14 protein-coding genes are annotated in these 16,207 nt (G+C 69.8%); 6 read left to right on the forward strand and 8 right to left on the reverse strand.

Going from position 1 to position 16,207, the window contains the following annotated elements; genetic code table 11:
- Position 1: 1 nt before the first annotated feature.
- From arfA to OHT76_RS13940, 5 genes are read right to left on the reverse strand one after another with little or no spacing between them, the layout of a single operon-like run.
- Positions 2–1,519, reverse strand: a complete 1,518-nt coding sequence (arfA, locus tag OHT76_RS13920) for an arabinosylfuranosidase ArfA (protein ID WP_328871131.1) — start codon at positions 1,517–1,519, stop codon at positions 2–4.
- Between the two features lie 20 nt (positions 1,520–1,539).
- The gene (locus tag OHT76_RS13925) at positions 1,540–2,466 is read right to left on the reverse strand and encodes an arabinan endo-1,5-alpha-L-arabinosidase (protein WP_443049915.1); all 927 of its coding nucleotides are present in this window, start codon (positions 2,464–2,466) and stop codon (positions 1,540–1,542) included.
- Between the two features lie 41 nt (positions 2,467–2,507).
- A complete protein-coding gene (locus tag OHT76_RS13930) occupies positions 2,508–3,365 on the reverse strand; it encodes a carbohydrate ABC transporter permease (protein WP_328871133.1) in 858 nt (285 codons plus the stop codon).
- On the reverse strand, positions 3,362–4,303 hold the full coding sequence (locus OHT76_RS13935; RefSeq protein ID WP_328871134.1) for a carbohydrate ABC transporter permease: 942 nt from the start codon (positions 4,301–4,303) through the stop codon (positions 3,362–3,364). Before OHT76_RS13935 ends, OHT76_RS13930 begins: the two co-directional genes overlap by 4 nt.
- Positions 4,300–5,649 (reverse strand): extracellular solute-binding protein, encoded by a 1,350-nt coding sequence (locus tag OHT76_RS13940; protein WP_328871135.1) that lies wholly within the window; start codon positions 5,647–5,649, stop codon positions 4,300–4,302. Before OHT76_RS13940 ends, OHT76_RS13935 begins: the two co-directional genes overlap by 4 nt.
- A 255-nt stretch (positions 5,650–5,904) precedes the next feature.
- Between OHT76_RS13940 and OHT76_RS13945 the strand changes: the two genes are divergently transcribed.
- The 3 genes from OHT76_RS13945 to OHT76_RS13955 are packed head-to-tail and all read left to right on the forward strand — an operon-like array spanning position 5,905 to position 9,126.
- Positions 5,905–6,504 (forward strand): toxin-antitoxin system, toxin component family protein, encoded by a 600-nt coding sequence (locus OHT76_RS13945; RefSeq protein ID WP_328871136.1) that lies wholly within the window; start codon positions 5,905–5,907, stop codon positions 6,502–6,504.
- On the forward strand, positions 6,501–7,730 hold the full coding sequence (locus tag OHT76_RS13950) for an MAB_1171c family putative transporter (RefSeq protein ID WP_328871137.1): 1,230 nt from the start codon (positions 6,501–6,503) through the stop codon (positions 7,728–7,730). Before OHT76_RS13945 ends, OHT76_RS13950 begins: the two co-directional genes overlap by 4 nt.
- Entirely contained in the window at positions 7,723–9,126 is a 1,404-nt protein-coding gene (locus tag OHT76_RS13955; protein WP_328871138.1) for an NAD(P)/FAD-dependent oxidoreductase, read from the forward strand. Before OHT76_RS13950 ends, OHT76_RS13955 begins: the two co-directional genes overlap by 8 nt.
- On the opposite strand, the gene OHT76_RS13960 is transcribed toward OHT76_RS13955, so the two are convergent.
- From OHT76_RS13960 to OHT76_RS13970, 3 genes are all read right to left on the reverse strand, one after another.
- Positions 9,127–9,981, reverse strand: coding sequence for an SMP-30/gluconolactonase/LRE family protein (locus tag OHT76_RS13960; protein WP_328871139.1), 855 nt, complete (start codon positions 9,979–9,981; stop codon positions 9,127–9,129). It lies immediately after the preceding gene.
- The gene (locus tag OHT76_RS13965; RefSeq protein ID WP_328871140.1) at positions 9,978–10,751 is read right to left on the reverse strand and encodes an IclR family transcriptional regulator; all 774 of its coding nucleotides are present in this window, start codon (positions 10,749–10,751) and stop codon (positions 9,978–9,980) included. The genes OHT76_RS13960 and OHT76_RS13965 overlap by 4 nt, the downstream gene beginning before the upstream one ends.
- Positions 10,752–10,890: 139 nt before the next feature.
- On the reverse strand, positions 10,891–11,511 hold the full coding sequence (locus OHT76_RS13970) for a TetR family transcriptional regulator (protein WP_328871141.1): 621 nt from the start codon (positions 11,509–11,511) through the stop codon (positions 10,891–10,893).
- 74 nt (positions 11,512–11,585) lie between these two features.
- On the opposite strand from OHT76_RS13970, the gene OHT76_RS13975 reads away from it, so the two are divergent.
- From OHT76_RS13975 to OHT76_RS13985, 3 genes are all read left to right on the forward strand, one after another.
- Positions 11,586–12,311, forward strand: coding sequence for an LmeA family phospholipid-binding protein (locus OHT76_RS13975; protein ID WP_328871142.1), 726 nt, complete (start codon positions 11,586–11,588; stop codon positions 12,309–12,311).
- Positions 12,312–12,391: 80 nt separating this feature from the next.
- Positions 12,392–14,689, forward strand: a complete 2,298-nt coding sequence (locus OHT76_RS13980) for an MMPL family transporter (protein WP_328871143.1) — start codon at positions 12,392–12,394, stop codon at positions 14,687–14,689.
- A gap of 355 nt (positions 14,690–15,044) precedes the next feature.
- Positions 15,045–16,130: a type III polyketide synthase gene (locus tag OHT76_RS13985; protein WP_328871144.1), complete on the forward strand. Its 1,086-nt coding sequence runs from the start codon at positions 15,045–15,047 to the stop codon at positions 16,128–16,130.
- Positions 16,131–16,207 lie beyond the last annotated feature (77 nt).

Consider the following 16,207-nt stretch of genomic DNA (forward strand, 5'->3'; position numbering starts at 1 on the left):
GTCACCCCAGCCGGATCACGTTCCAGGACAGTGGCTCCAGTACGGCGGTCAGGCGGCCCTCCGTCAGTTCCGTGCCCTCCACCGGGTGCGGGGTGACCCGCTCGGGCTCGTCGAGGGTGTTGCGGGCGTCCGGGTCGGCGTCGGCGAGCGCGCTGTGCTCGACGACCCGCGTCAAGTCCAATCCGTTCAGGGCGACTTCGAGGGGCAGCGCCTCGGTGCGGCTGCGGTTCACCGCGAACACGGTGACCGTGCCGTCCTCGGCGCGTACGGCGGTGGCGTGCAGCAGATCGGCCTCGCCGTACTTCTTCGTCTCGTACGTCGGCGAGTCCACCCGTACGTCGAGGACCTGGCCCTGGCCGTAGCGGGCGGCCTCGGCGAAGGGGAAGAACGTCGTCTGCCGCCAGGCCGGGCCGCCGGGCTCGGTCATGATCGGGGCGATGACGTTCACGAGCTGCGCGAGACAGGCGACCGTGACGCGGTCCGCGTGCCGGAGCAGGGCGATCAGGAGCGAGCCGAAGACGACGGCGTCGGTGACGCTGTAGTTGTCCTCCAGCAGGCGGGGCGCCTCGGGCCAGTCGTCCTGCTCGAACGTCGTCGCCTGCTCCTGCCAGCGGGACAGGTACCAGACGTTCCACTCGTCGAAGGAGAGGTTGATCTTCTTCTTCGACTTCAGCCTGGCGCCGATGTGGTCGCAAGTGGCGACCACGTTCTCGATGAAGGACTCCATGTCGACGGCGGAGGCGAGGAAGGAGTCGATGTCGCCGTCGATGGGCTCGTAGTAGGCGTGCAGGGAGATGTAGTCGACGAGGTCGTACGTCTCCTTGAGGACCGTCGCCTCCCATTCGGCGAAGGTCTCCATCGACTGGCCGGAGCTGCCGCAGGCGACGAGTTCGACGGTCGGGTCGATCTGGCGCATCGCCCTTGCCGTCTCGGCGGCGATACGGCCGTACTCCTCGGCCGTCTTGTGGCCGGTCTGCCAGGGGCCGTCCATCTCGTTGCCGAGACACCAGAGCCGGATGCCGAAGGGGTCCTTGTCGCCGTGCTGCACACGGAGTTCGGAGAGGGCGGTGCCGGCCGGGTGGTTGGCGTATTCCTGGAGCTCGATGGCCTCGGCGACGCCTCGGGTACCGAGGTTCACGGCCATCATGGGTTCGGCCTGGGGGCCGATCTTCCTGAGGAAGGCGATGTACTCGGAGAGGCCGAAGCGGTTGGACTCCGTGGAGTGCCAGGACAGGTCGAGGCGACGGGGGCGGTCTTCGGCGGGGCCGATGGAATCCTCCCACTTGTAGCCCGAGACGAAGTTTCCGCCGGGGTAGCGGATGGCAGTGACGCCGAGTTCGCGGACGAGGTCGAGGACGTCCTGGCGGATGCCGGCCTCGTCCGCGGCGGGGTGACCGGGCTCGAAGATGCCGGTGTATACGCAGCGGCCGAGGTGTTCCACGAAGGATCCGAAGAGTCGGGGGTTGACCTCACCGACGGTGAATGCGGGGTCGAGGGTGAAACGGGCGGTGGAGCTCATGTGGTCCTTCCCAGCAGGTGTCACTTGAGAACAGGCCAACCGTCACGCGACCAGCCGAGCCTGTTCAGGCCCAGCTTCGGCGTGCCGTTGTCCTCTGCGTCGTAGTAGTGGTACGCCAGCCAGTCCTCGCCCTTGTCCTTGAAGACCGACTGGCCGCCCGTGCCGATGAAGCGGCCGTGGCCCTCCAGGAGGAGGTCGCCGCCGCCCTCGAGCATTGGCTTGCCCGTGCTGTCCACGTAGGGGCCCTTGATGTCCGTCGAGCGGCCCACCTTGATCTTGTAGGTGGAGTTCACGCCCGAGCAGCAGGCGTCGTAGGAGGCGAAGAGGTAGTAGTGGCGGCCGTGTTTGACGATGTAGGGGCCCTCGACGGCGTACGGCACGTCCGGGCGGGTGGCCAGGTGGTGGACGGTGGTGTCCTCAACTGCCTTGCCGGTAGCGGGGTTCAGCTCCACCATCCGGATGCCCGTCCAGTACGAGCCGAACGACATCCACAGCTTGCCGTCCGCCTTGATCAGGGCGGGGTCGATGGCGTTCCAGTGGTCGGTCCGCTCGGAGCTGAAGACCTTGCCGTGGTCGGTCCAGGTGCCGGGGAGGCCGGAGGAGGACGTGGCCACGCCTATCGCGGAGTGGTTGGTGCCCCAACTCGATACCGCGTAGTACAGCCAGTACTTGCCCGCGCGGTAGGAGATGTCCGGGGCCCAGGGGTCGCCGGTGTTGTTGTACTCGTACCACCAACTCGGCGGCTCGGCGAAGGCGTTGCCCGAGTCGTCCCACTGCTTGCCGTCCTTCGAGAGGCGGGCGCCGATGATGCCGCCGGTCGAATAGGCGACGTAGCCGCCGGACTTGAGGTGGATGACGGTCGGGTCGTGGATGATCTGCTGGCCGGTGATCGGCCGGGGGTCGGGGTAACTCTCCGCCGCCTGTGCCGCGTTGGGCAGCAGGGCCATGACGGCCGCCGTCGCGACGGCGGTGAGGGTTCTGCGCAGGGTCACTGTCCCGCCAATCCCGTGTGGGCGACGCCCGCCACGATCTGTCGCTGGAAGAAGACGAAGACGACGATGAGAGGCAGGCCCGCCATCAAGCCGCCGGCCATGAGCTGGGCCCACTGGATGCCGTAGGAGTTCATGACGGTCGCGATGCCGTTCGGCATGGTCATCAGGTCGGGGTTGTTGGTCACCATGTAGGGCCACAGGAAGTTGTTCCACGAGGCGATGAAGGTGAAGATGCCGACCGCCGCGAGCGAGGGGCGGGCGAGCGGGATGACGATGGTGAAGAAGACCCGCCAGCGGCCCGCGCCGTCGATGAAGGCCGCCTCCTCCAGCTCGCGCGGGATGCCCTGGAAGAACTTGTAGAGGATGTAGACCATCGCGGCGGGCGCGCACTGCGGCAGGATCATGCCCCAGTAGGTGTCGACCATCCCCATCTGCTGGACCGTGGTGAACAGGGGGACGCCGAGGACCGCCGGGGAGATCATCAGGCCCGTCATCACCAGGCCCAGCAGGACGTTCTTGCCGCGGAACTCGGTGCGGGCGAAGCCGTATCCGGCGAGCGCGCTGACGACCAGGACGATGGTGGTGACGCAGACCGAGACGACCAGGGAGTTGACGAACCAGTTGGTGACGTTGCCGGTCTCCCACAGCGACTTCCACGCCTGGGTCGTCCAGACCTCCGGCAGCCAGTGCGGCGGGATCTCGGCGGCCTCGGCCTCGGACTTGAGCGAGGTGAACAGGGCCGCGGCGATCGGCGCCATGAAGACGGCGGAGACGGCGACGCCGATCAGGGTGAGGACGATCTGGCTGGGGGTCCAGGGCTTGCGGGACTTGACCCGGATCTGAGCAGTGCTCATCGGGTGCCCTCCTCACGGTTGCGCAGCAGTGCCATCCGCGCGAGGGCGACGGCGGCGATGATCACGAAGAAGATGATGGACATCGCGGAGGCGTAGCCCACGCGGTAGCTGGTGAAGCCCTGTTCGAGGGTGTACTGCACGAACGACCTGGTGCTGAGCTCCGGTCCTGGGCTGAAGTCCATCATCACCACGGCCTGGTCGAAGAGTTGGAGCGAGGCGAGGATCTGGAGCGCGATCACCAGTCCTGTGATGTTGCGCAGCATCGGCAGCGTGATGTGGATGATGCGGTGCCAGGCGTTGGCACCGTCCAGCTTGGCGGCCTCGTACAGGTGGTCGGGGATGCCCTGGAGCGCCGCGAGATACAGCAGGAAGCTGAAGCCGACCGTCCACCACAGGGTGGTGATGACGATGGCGAGCATGGCGTACGACTTGTCGGTCAGCCAGGGTGTGGTCAGCCCGAAGGTCTCGTTGAACAGGCCGATCCCCTGGGTGAACAGCCACTGCCACATGTTGGCCGCGACCGTCGACGGCAGCAGGAACGGCGCGAAGAAGCACAGCCGCCACAGCCATTTGCCGCGTTCGATGTTGTGCGCGAGCATCGCGAGCAGGAAGGCGAGGACCGTGATGCAGGGCACCACGAGCAGCGTGAAGTAGGCGCTGTGGCCCAGCGCGTCCCACATCGCGGAGTCGTTCAGGGCCTCGCGGTAGTTGTCGAGGCCGACGAAGCTCGCGCCCTCGCCGGAGATGTTGGCGTCCGTGAAGCTGAGGTAGACGCCGCGCAGCAGCGGCCAGATCACGAACAGGGCGAACAGGGCCAGGAACGGGGCGATGAACCAACCCCCGTGCTGGAAGCCCTGCTTGCGGCGGACGGTGGCACTCGCGGCGGCGGTCTTCGCCCGCGCCGGTGCTACGACGGTCTGAGCGCTGGTCGCCATCATGCGGCCGCACCTCCCTGCGCGGCGGTACTGCCGTCCATCGGGTTCTTCGAGGCGAGGAGCTTGGTGAGCCGGTCCTTCATCCGCCGGGCGACGGCGTCGGGCTTGGCGGAGCCCATCGTCGAGGAGACGACGACCGGGCCGAGGTCCTGGGCGAGGACGCCGGTGGAGCCCGCGAACCACACCTTCGGCTCGGTGGCCTGGTGGTCCATGGCGCTCACGTACTCGTTCTGCGGGGTGAGCTCCCGGTACGCGTCCGTGGCGAGCGTCGGCGTGTACGCGGGGATGTGGCCGCCGGCCGCCCACTGCTGGGCGTGCTGGACGACGTACGCGGCGAGTTGGTGCGCGGCCTCGTTGGTGGCGCCGCCGCGGCCTGCCTGGTGGGGCAGGACGAAGGCGTGCGACTCGGCGTGGGTGGCCTGCTTGCCGAAGACGGCGGGCAGCGGGGTCGCGCCGTAGTCAAGCTGCGCGCCAGAGAAGACCGGCACCGACCAGTTGCCCTCCCAGGTGAAGGGGGCGCCGTTGATGAACTGCTCGCCGGTGGGGGCGCCGGGGATGACATAGCCGTCGGTGACGTGCTGCCGGAGGAACTCCAGTACCTGGGTGGCCTTGTCGGCGTCGAAGAGGACCTCGGTGTTGTCGTCGTTGAACCACTGGCCGCCGAGCTGGGTGTAGAAGGCGACGAAGAACCACCACTGGAAGTTCTGGTCGTTGGTCCACAGGCCGATGGTCTGCAGGCCCTTCTTCTGGACCGCCTTGGCCCTCTTCAGGACGTCGAACCACTCGTCGGTGGAGGTGACCGGGATCATCCGGCCGTCCTCGCCGAGCAGATCCGCCTTCTTCAGCACGTCCTTGCGGTAGAAGCAGAGCTGGACGTGGATGTCGAGCGGCAGGGCGTAGAGCTTGCCGTCGATGACACCGCGGCCCCACAGCGCGGGGTTGAAGTCCTCCTGCCGTACGCCGTACTCGGCGAGCAGATCGACGTCCCACGGGTCGAGGAGCCGGCCCGGCGAGAACCCGGCGACCCGGCCGACGTGCATGACGCCGAGCTCGGGGGCGCGGTTGCCGGCGGCGGCCATGGCCAGCTTGGTGTAGAAGGGGTTGCCCCACTGGAGCGTGGAGTCCTTCACCGCGATGTCGGGGTGCTCCTTACGGAAGGCGTCCAGCATCGCGATCATGTTGGCGCCGTCGCCGCCACTGAAGAGATTCCAGTAGCGCACCCGGGTGTCCGCGCCGGAGGCGAGTGCGTCGGCACCGCTCCCGAGCGCAGCGAAGCCGAAGCTTCCGGCGACGGCCAAACCGCCCGCGGCGGCGAGCAGTTGCCTGCGATTCAGGTCAGGTCGTCCCATTGCCTGCCCTTACAGTCGGAGAAGAGGTTCGGTGGTTCGGTATTTCGAAAGGCGCCCGTAACTTCGAACGGGACCGTAGATAGGAAGCGCTTTCCAGTCAATGGGTTGCGCAGGAATTTCAAGGCGCTTTCAGGCCGCGGGGGTTCGCGATCGGTGGTTCTCGGTTGAACAACGGGTGGCCGGACCGCATGACTTCGCCAGTTCCGGCCGCGTACGCTCGGACAGGCCGCCGTGCGGCGGCGAGAAGGGGGACCGATGGACATCGCGCGCAAGAGGGCGGGGCGGGTCGCCGCGGCGCTGCGGCGCGCGAGAACCGGCTCCGCGATGCGCCGGCTGGCGCGCGAGCTGAACTCCGCACTGCGGGCCAGGCCCACTCCCCCGGCCGGGGTGCACGAGGTGTGCCGAGCGCTGTGCGAGGAGGTGACCCTGCGCCGCGGCGGGCGGCCCATCGAGCTGCGCTTCGAGCGGTTCCCCGACGAAATCGAAGTAACCGGCCTATGGGTGGAGTTCCAGGACTTCGACCTGGTCATCGTCGAGGAGCGCGCCGAGGCTGTGCAGCAACTGGTCATCCTTGGCCATGAGTTGTGGCATCTGCACGCCGGGCACCGGCATCACCATGGCATCGGCACGGCCGCCGCACACGCCTTCGCCGGGCGGCCGGGCTGGGACGACGTCGCCCTCACGGTGGCGGCGCGCGACGGCTCACGCGCGACGGACGAGGCGGAGGCGGACGACTTTGGGCACCGGCTGGCGGCGGCGTTCCACCCCTACCTCTCGGGCCGGGGCGACCGTATGTCCCTCAACCCGCTGGAGCGGTCCATGGGTTACCGCGGACGCAGAGGTACGGAGCGGTGACGAACGCCGGTTCGCTCGCGGCGGGCAACCTCTTCAGCGGGCTGTACATCTCCTTCTGGCTGCCCACCGTGGTCCTGTCCGCGGCCCTGGCCATCAAACTGCCCAGCATCCTCAAGCTGTGGCGGGACCCGATGCTGCGCGCCGTCGGTGGCCTGCTGCTGTTCGCCTGCGCGGTGTTCGTCTTCGCGGCCCCGAGCACGATCGCCTGGACCAACCGGGTCACCGGCGTGCCGAACATCGCGGCACCCTGGGTGTACTCCCTGCTCACCGCACTGTCCGCGTCCTGGCTGCTGCTGGTCGTCCACTGGCGCAACGGCCGCAGCGACCGCCGTGCGCAGACCCGCCGCGCGACCCGGTGGGTGGTGTCCGTCTACGCGGGCATCGTCGTCGCCCTGTGGGTGCTGTTCGCGCTCGCCGACGTGCCCGTGGAGCAGACCCGGGACCTGGACACGTACTACGCCACCACCCCGTTCATGCGCGAGGAGATCCTCCTCTACCTGATCGCGCACACCGTGGCCTGCTCGGTCACGGCCCGCCTCATCTGGAACTGGATCCGCACCGACGGCCTCGACGCCTGGCTGCGCTGGGGCCTGAGGTTCCTGGGGGTCGGCTACGCAACGAACCTGCTCTTCAGCGCCGCCAAGCTCACGGCCGTGGTGGCCCGTTGGACCGGCCACGACCTGGACTGGCTGAATACCAACATCGCCCCGTCTGCGGCGTGCATCGCCGCCACGCTGGTCGCGACCGGCTTCATCGTCCCGCATGCCGGGCAGTACCTCCAGGAGCGCTGGCGGGTCCGCCGTCGGCACCGGAAGCTCAAGCCTCTCGCCCGGCTGATGCGAACCGTCGCGGGCAGCCGCGAGCCACTCGCCCTGCGCGCCACCCCCGAGATGCGGCTGATCCGCCGGGAGACCTTCATCCGCGACGCGCTCCTGCAGCTGTCCCGGTTCCTCGACGAGGACCTGCGCGTCCGGTCCCACGACGCGGCCCTCGCCCTCGGTTCCGAGCCCGGCCGGGCACAGGCCCTCGCTGCCGCCGTGACGATCCTGGACGCGCTCGAGACCAAGCGTCACTGCCCGGAGAGCGAGGGTCCCGGGGACCCCGACACCACATATCTGCTGCAGGAGATCCAGGCCGTGTCCCAGGCCCTGCGCGAGCCCGACGAGATCAAGGCGGTCCGCGCCCGCGCGGCCGTCCCGGCAGAGAGCATGTCCGCCCATGAGTGAACGACCCTCCACCGCAAGAGTCGCCGTAGTCCTGGGGGGATCCCACACGGGCATGCTCGCGGCACGGGCGCTGGCCGACTGCGCCGACCGGGTCGTCGTTGTCGAACGCGATGTGCTGCCCGCGGGCCCCGAGTCGCGCAAGGGGCTGCCGCAGGCCCGGCACGCCCACATGCTGTGGTCGGGTGGTGCACAGGCCCTGGAGCGACTGCTGCCGGGCGTCACCGGTCTGCTCCGTGACGCCGGGGCACGACGGTCGCCGGTCACCACGGACGTGGTCGCTCTGTCGTCGCAAGGCTGGTTCCGGCGCTGGCCCGAGTCCCACCATGTGATCCTGGCCGGGCGGGACCTGCTCGACGCGACGATCCGCGCGCAGGTCCTCGCGGACGGGCGGATCGAGGTGCTCGGGGGCACCGAAGTCCTGGGGCTCGCGGGCAGTTCGGGGACCGTCACCGGGGTCCGGGTACGCGAGCGGGACGGCCGGGAACGGACCATCGAGGCGGGCCTGGTCGTCGACGCCACCGGCCGGGGTTCCGCAGCACCCCGGTGGCTGACGGAGCTCGGGCTGCCCGCGCCTCAGCGGCGCGAGGTCGACTCCGGCCTGGCCTACGCGAGCCGGCTCTATCTCGCCCCCGAGCAGGCTCGGGACGGCTTCCCTGTCATCAACGTGCAGCCCGACCCGCACGCCGGCGGACCGGGCCGGGCGGGCTTCCTGCTGCCCATCGAGCACGGCCGCTGGATCGTCACCGTGAACGGCACCCGAGGCGGCGAACCCTCCCCGGCGAACGACGACTTCCTCCGCTTCGCCAGCGAGGAACTGCGCCACCCCCTGATCGGCGACCTCCTGCGGCAGGCCCAGCCGCTGTCCGACGTGGCGTTCACCCGCGCCACCGTCAACCGCCGCCATTTCTACGAGCGGATGCCGGCCTGGCCGGAGAACTTCATCGTGCTCGGCGACGCGGTGGCCGCGTACAACCCGATCTACGGCCATGGCCTGTCCGTCGCCGCCCAGAGCGCGCTGCTCCTGCGGAAGCTGACACAGCGTCACGGCTGGGGAGCGCCCAGGCTGTCCCGTCGTGTCCAGAAGGCGGTCGCCCGGCCGGTCGGCGCGGCCTGGGACCTGGCCATCAGCCAGGACGTGTTCTACCCGGGCGCGACGGAGAAGGGTCCCACGCTCCGAGACCGTCTGGTCGCCGCCTACGTTGACCGGCTGATGTACACAGCCACGGGCAACGGACGGATCGCCCGCCGCGTCACGGACGTGACGTCACTGGAGCGGCGGGCGGAGGTCCTGATGACTCCGTCGGTGCTGTTGGCGGCGGTGGTGGGCCCGTTGAAGCCGAGTTTGACCGAGCCGCCCTTGACTGCTGACGAGTTGAAGCGGGCGGGGTTGCAGTAGTCACCCGGCGAAGGGCGGCTGAGCGAGCCCCTTGCCCGCCCCCGGCACCACCAGCAGCGAGCCCGCCACCGGATGCGGGGCTTCCAGGCCCACCCGTGCCGTCGTGATGTAGAGGTCGGTCAGGTCCGGGCCGCCGAAGGTGCAGGCCGTGATCCGGGGGGTGGGGAGGGTGATGACCCGGTCCAAGTCACCGGCGGGTGTGTAGCGCCGTACCGCCCCTCCGTCCCACAACGCCACCCACACACAACCGTCGGCGTCGACGGTGAGGCCGTCGGGGAAGCCGGCGCCGGCTTCGATCTCGGCGAAGGGACGGCGGTTGGTGACACTGCCGCCCTCGTGGTCGAAGACGTCGACGCGCCGCGTGGGCGAGTCGATGTAGTACATGAGGCGGCCGTCGGGGCTCCAGCCGGTGCCGTTGCTGACGGCGACGTCGTCCAGGACCGAGACGATCGCACCGTCCCCGGTGATCCGGGACAGCGTGCCGCCGCCCGGGGCCTCGTCGTAGCGCATGGTGCCGGCCCACAGGGAGCCGTCGGGGGCGACGGCGGCGTCGTTGGCGCGGCGGCCCGGGACGGGGTCGTGATGGAGCCAGCGGAAGGAGCCGTCGGGGATCTCGTCGGGGTCGAGGACCGCGACGCCGTCGCGGAGGTTGAGGACGAGGCCGCCGTTCGCGCGGGGCTTGACCGCGCCGATGTGCTGGTCGGTCGTACGGGTGGCGCGACGGCAGGAGGACGGGTCGTAGGAGTGGATCCGGGACCCGAGGATGTCGATCCAGATCAGCCGCCCGGTCGCCGGATCCCAGGTGGGCCCCTCGCCGAGGGTCGCCTCCGCCCGTACCGCTACCTCATAGGTCATGCCACGCTCCGGTGGCCGAGCCGCTCGGAGAGTTCGGCGGCGCCCTTGGCGGCGAGCTGCTCCAGTTCCGTCTTGCGCTCCTCGCTCCAGCGGATCATCGGCACGGAGATGGAGAGGGCGGCGACCACCCGGCCGGTGCGGTCCCGTACCGGGGCGGCGACGCAGGAGACGTCCGGGTTGGACTCGCGGCTCTCCACGGCGATCCCGCGCTGGCGGATCTCGGCGAGGGCCTCGCGCAGAACGGCCGGGTCGGTGATGCTGTTGGGGGTCATCGCGACCAGCTCGGTCTCGTCCGGGATGCGCGAGGTGAGTTCCGGCTCCGGCAGGGACGCCAGCAGCATCTTGCCGACGGAGGTGCAGTGGGCGGGCAGACGACGGCCGGCCGCCGACACCATGCGCACGGCATGCGTGGAGTCGACCTTGGCGATGTAGATGACGTCGGTGCCTTCGAGGATCGCCACGTGTACGGTCTCGTCACAGGTCTCGGCGACCGACCGGGCCACCTGCTGGCCCTCGGCGGCGAGGTCGAGCTGTTCGGCGTACCGGCTGCCGAGCTGGTACGGCCGTACGCCCAGCCGATAGCGGCCCGGCTGCCCCGGCACCGGGACGATGTAGGACCGGGCGGCGAGCGTGGTGACGAGTTCGTGCACGGTGGTGCGCGGGAGCTGCAGCTTGCGCACGATGTCGGGGGCGGAGAGTGTGCCGTCCCCGTCGAGGAAGAGCTCGAGGATGTCGAGAGCCCGGGTCACGGCAGGTACTAGGCGTCCCACGTCCGGTCCCCTCCCTTTTGGCCTGTAGGGCTGTGTTCGAAATTTCAACAGCCGATCGGAATGACGAACATAGGCTACTCATGGTCGGTTTGCCTGGGCAATGGGCCTGCGGCGACCTGATGGCCGGGTATCGCGCGGCTCACGGCTCCCGGAGGCACTCGAACGCGGAAGCCAGCAGCTCGTGCGCCACGGCGGGCGTGCGTTCCTCCTCCGGCAGACCGGCGTATGCGAACAGCGCGGAGCGCATCGCGCCGACGGCGGCCCGGGCCAGCACGGCCGCACGCAGCGGCGTGGCCATGTCGGGATCATGCTCGGCGAGCCGCTCCCGCAGGGCGTCGGCGAGACCGTCCTCGAACTGGCTGAGCACCGGCAGGAACTGGCGCACCGGCTGACCGGGAAAGCGCTGCGGCGGCCCACTGAACATCAGACCGGGGGCGCCGTCGGCGATGAGGTCGAGACAGGCGCCCAGGACGGCGACATAGGGGTCCTCACCGGCGGGTCGGGCGACGACATGGGCCCGCATGACCGGGATGAGGTCGAGGACCTCGTCGAGGACCAGGTCCTCCTTGGAGGGGAAGTAGCGGAAGAAGGTCCGCTCGGTGACTCCGGCAGCCGCCGCGATGTCCCGCACCGTGGTCTGCGCGTAACCACGCTCCTCGAACATGCGGTGGGCGGCCTCCTGAAGGGCCTTGCGGGTCGCCGCCTTGTGCGCCTCGCGACGCCCGCGTGGCTCCGCGGGGGAGGTATCGAGGGTTGCCATGTGCGGAGTATCTCAGGCGAAAAACCGACGGTCCAGAATCTGTCAGTCATGACAGGTTCTGTATGCTGTCAGCCATGACACTTTTTCGGAGGGGGCGTGTGCTCCGCGGGCGGATCTCCCGCAGGGCCCGCCTGATCACCCTGGGCGTGGTCGGCGCCGTGCTGGTCACCGGGGGTGCCGTCGAGGCGGTGGCCCGTCATCAGGCGGCCGACCGGCTCGCGGACCGCATGGAGGAGCGCCTGCACACCGGCCTTGACGTGGGCTTCGGACCGACACCGGTGATGCTGCAACTGGCCCGGGGGTCCTTCCCCCGCGTGGAGGTCTCCGGTGAGGGCGCGACGTTCCGCCGGTTCTCCGGGGTGGACCTGCACGCCGAACTCGCCGATGTGGTCCGCACCGGCGACGGACTGTCGGTGGCCGACACCCAGGTCAGCGCCGAACTGACGGACACGGCCCTGGCCGGTGCCGTCGCCACTATGACCGGGGGCGGGCTGAACATCGCGGCGGTCACCACCGATCAGGAAACGGGCGAACTGGTCGTGCACGCCGGGCCGGCCGGACGGATCTCCGTCGGTTTCCGGCCTGTCCTCGAGCAGGAGGGCATCCGGTTCGAGCGCACCGCCGTGCACGTCGGCGAACGCGTCCTCCCCGATGCCCTCGCCGGGCAACTGCTCGGGGACGCCCCACAGGAGGTCGATCTGTCAGGGCTGCCCCTCGACCTGGAGCCGGAACGGCTCGACGTCACCGCCGACGGGCTTCGCCTGGAGCTGGCGGGAGGCAGTACGACCGTGAAGGCCTGACCCTGCCCACTCCCCCACCCCACTCCCCTCACCCCCACTCCCCCCACCGCACTGGCAACTACTGCACGAGGAGCATCTCCGTGGCGACTTGGCTCTATCGGCTCGGTCTCGGCGCCTACCGCCATCGGCGGCTCGTCCTGGCGGCCTGGCTCGCCGTGCTGACCGGCGCCGTCTGCGCGCTGCTCGTCGTGGGCGGCAAGCTCGACAACGAGTTCACGATTCCCGGCTCCGAATCCCAGACGGCGCAGGACACGATGGCCAAGGACTTCCCGGCCGCCGCGGGCACCAGCGCTCAAATCGTGTTCACCGCGCCCGAGGGCGCCAAGGTCAGCGATCCAGGGGCCACGCAGGGTATCCAGCGGACCCTGGCCGCCGCGCAGGACGCCCCGCAGGTCGCCGTGGTGATCCCGCCCGACAAGGCGGGCACGGTGACCCCCGACGGACGCACCGCACTCGCCCAGGTCAACTACGACGTCAGCCGCTCCGACCTGGACGACGGCACGCTCGACTCGCTGGAGGAGACCACCAAGGCCGCCGAGGAGGCGGGTCTCGATGTCTCCGTCGGCGGTCAGGCGTACGGCAACGGCGTGCTCACCCCCAGCGTCCTCGAACTGCTCGGTGTCGTGGTCGCGTTGGCGGTGCTCGCCCTCACCTTCGGTTCGCTGCTCGCCGCCGGGATGCCGCTGCTGACCGCCTTCGTCGGCATCGGCACCGGGCTCGCCGGGCTGCTGGCGCTGTCCTCGGGGGTGACGGTGTCGTCGACCGCGCTGAGCCTCGCGCTGATGCTCGGGCTTGCGGTGGGCATCGACTACGCGCTCTTCGTGCTGTCCCGGCACCGGACACAGCTCGCCCAGGGAATGGAACCGCGCGAGTCGGCGGGACGGGCGGTCGGCACGGCGGGCAGCGCGGTGGTCTTCGCCGGGACGACGGTCGTCATCGCGCTGGTCGGGCTGGTCGTGGTGCGTATCCCGTTCCTGACGGTCATGGGTCTGAGCGCGGCGGCGGCGGTGCTCATCGCCGTGCTGGTCGCGGTGACGCTGCTGCCGGCGCTGTTCGGCCTTGCGGGGGCACGGCTCGCGCCACGTCCGGGATCACGGGCCGCGCGGCGGGCGGCGGTTGCCTCCGGGGAGGTTCCTGCGGGGGGTACGGAAAAAGCCACGGATGAACCCACGGAAGAACCCACGGGAGAAGCCACGGAGGAGCCCGCAGCAAAGGCTTCCGTCATGGGGCAGCGCTGGGCCCGGCTCGTCACCCGGCGCCCGCTGCTCGTCGTCGTCGGCACCGTCGCAGCCCTGGTGACCCTGGCGCTCCCCGCCGCCGATCTGCGGCTCGCGCTGCCCGACAACGGCACGGCGGCGCACGGGACGTCACAGCGCGAGACGTACGACACCGTCGACGAGGCGTTCGGGCCCGGCTTCAACGGGCCGCTGCTCGTGCTCGCCGAGGCGGACACCCCGGGGCAGGCCGGTCAGCAGCAGGCGGCCGCGGTGGCCGGACGGCTGCAGGAGCTGCCGGGCGTGGTCAAGGTCGGTCAGCCGCAGTACGCGCCGGAGTCCGGGCGGGCGGTGATCCAGGTCGTGCCCGAGGGCGGACCGCAGGACGAGTCGACGCAGGACCTGGTCGACGCCATCCGCGGCGACGCGGCCGTCATCGAGCGGGAGACCGGCGCCGCCGTGTCCGTCACCGGCACCACGGCGATCGGGATCGACGTCTCCGACCGGCTGAGCGCGTCACTGCTGCCGTTCGCGGCGGTGGTCGTCGGGCTCTGCCTCATCCTGCTGCTGCTGGTGTTCCGTTCGCTGGTCGTGCCCGTCAAGGCGACCATCGGCTTCCTGCTGTCGGTCGGGGCGTCCTTCGGCGCGGTCGTGGCCGTGTTCCAGTGGGGGTGGCTCGCCGACGCGCTGGACGTGGCCAGGACCGGACCCGTCGTCAGCTTCCTGCCGATCGTGCTGATGGCGGTGCTCTTCGGACTCGCCATGGACTACGAGGTCTTCCTGGTGTCCAGCATGCGCGAGGAGTGGGTGCGCACCGGCCGGGCCAGGGACGCGGTGATCGACGGGGCCGGACAGGCCTCGCGGGTGGTGACGGCGGCGGCGCTCATCATGTTCTTCGTCTTCGCCAGCTTCGTGACGACGGAGGACGCCATCGTCAAACCCATCGCGTTCTCACTGGCGTTCGGCGTGCTGGTGGACGCCTTCGTCGTACGGATGACCCTGGTCCCGGCGATCCTGGCGATGGTGGGGCGCGGCGCCTGGTGGCTGCCACGCGGTCTGGACCGGCTGCTGCCCGATCTGGACATCGAGGGCGCACGGCTGCACAAGCCGGCCCGCACCGAACCCGCGCGGCCACTGACCGAAATCAATGCCGGCTCTGGCTGAATTACCCAGGACTTGATTCCAGACATCAGAGCCGGACCGAATAACACGACGTCGGCCTGCCTTCCGGGTTTACCCGGAGGCAGGCCGACGTTTTTGCGCCGCGCAATGTTACCGGCGAGGAAATTTACCCTGGAATATTTGATTCCACCGGATCTCCCGTGTTTGACTGAGGTCACCGGATCGGCATCCGGATCGTACGGGGGAGAGTCTGACCACTCTTCTTTCCATCTTCCATGCGCCCGCTTTGGCGCATGTTCACTTGGACAGTCCGACCTGCGCAAAGAGGCCCGGGTCGGCTTCCATCAGCACGCACGATTCCCTCCTTTAATTCGCCCGAAAGCCAAGGGAAACACGCATGCATCTCGAAGAGAAAATCGCCCCTGCCCGCCATGGGATGCGCGCCGCCGCGCGCCCCGTCATCACCGGGTCCTCGCATTCCTTTCCGGATACCCGGACCAGCCAGGACGACCTCTGGAAGGAATTCTTCCTGGAGCACTACGACGGCTTCCCGCTGGCGCGCCGGATATTCGAGAATTCCGGAATCAGCTCCCGCTCCACGGCCGTGGACCCGCGCGCCGAGCGGGAAGTGTCCGGCTGGAGCACCGGACGGCGCATGGAGCGCTACATCGAGGAGGCCGTGCCGCTGGGCAAGCGCACCGTCTCCGCGGCCCTGGAGTCCGCGGGCCTGGCCCCGTCGGACGTGGGCATGCTGGCCGTCGCCTCCTGTACCGGCTACACCACGCCCGGCCTCGACTTACGGCTCGCGGACGAGCTGGGCATGAGCAGCAAGGTCCAGCGGCTGTTCATCGGCCACATGGGCTGCTACGCCGCCGTCCCCTCACTCGGCGCCGTCTCCGACTTCGTCGCCTCGCGCGGCCGGCCCGCGGTGCTGCTCTGCCTGGAGCTGACCTCGCTGCACGTCCAGCCGCCCAGCCAGGACATCGAACAGATCGTGGCGCACGCGCTGTTCGCCGACGCCGCCGCGGCCGTCGTCCTGGAGCCCGACGCCGGCTCCGGCTACGAGGTCATCGACGTCGTCGCGGTCACTGACCACAGCACCGCCGACCTCATGAGCTGGCAGATCACCGACCTCGGCTTCAAGATGGGCCTCTCGCCGAGGGTGCCCGACGTACTCGCGCAGCACGTCGGCGAGGTGGTCCGCGACCAGTTGCTCGCCCCGCACGGGCTCAAGCCCGAGGAGGTCACCGGCTGGGCCGTGCACCCGGGCGGCAAGCGCATCCTCGAGGTCGTCGGCGAGCGGCTCGAACTGCCCGCCGGCGCACTCGACGCCTCCTACGGCGTCCTCGACGAGTGCGGCAACTGCTCCTCGCCCACCGTCCTGATGGTCCTCGAGCGCCTGCCCCGCACCGAAGGACCGGTGGTCGCCATGGCCTTCGGCCCCGGCCTCACGCTGTACGCGGCCCTGCTGCGCCGGTCCTGACACCGGCCGGGGCACCGACGGACCGCACTCCGTCGGCTCGCCCGGAACACCTTCCCGCACGACCCACGGACACCGCC

The sequence above is a fragment of the Streptomyces sp. NBC_00287 genome (assembly GCF_036173105.1).
In the GTDB taxonomy this organism is placed as follows: domain Bacteria; phylum Actinomycetota; class Actinomycetes; order Streptomycetales; family Streptomycetaceae; genus Streptomyces.